Source organism: Streptomyces sp. WM6386 (genome assembly GCF_000972385.1).
Taxonomy (GTDB): Bacteria; Actinomycetota; Actinomycetes; order Streptomycetales; family Streptomycetaceae; genus Streptomyces.
Window position 1 is genome coordinate 1 of record NZ_JXTE01000659.1, and the last position, 355, is coordinate 355.

General features: G+C 69.3%; 1 pseudogene. It reads right to left on the reverse strand.

What is annotated here, in order from left to right:
• Positions 1-355, reverse strand: a pseudogene (locus TN53_RS43135) (hypothetical protein); the annotation flags it as partial.

A 355-nucleotide genomic window follows, 5' to 3' on the forward strand; every position in this document is an offset into this window, starting at 1 on the left:
TCGGCGACTCCCCCCGCGCCGTCCCCGCCGTGGCGGCCGGTGTTGTTGACGGTGATGTCGGTGCGGACGTTGGCGAAGGGCAGGCCGCGGTGGCTGTCGAAGGTGCCCATCCGCATCTCGCCGCGCGACCAGACGTTGTACGACGACAACCCCTCGACGTTGATGCCGTGCAGTTGCGTGTTGGCCGGGGCCGGGGTGGTGCGCTCCTCGATTGTGAAGTCATCGACGAGGTTGTTGTGCGAGCCCTCACGGCAGAAGTAGGGATGGTGCGAGCCGCGGCCCGTGACCCTCGTGCGACGCAGGGTGCACGCGGAGGCGGCCACCAGTCCGAAGCCGTTGTCGACGTGGCGGACCG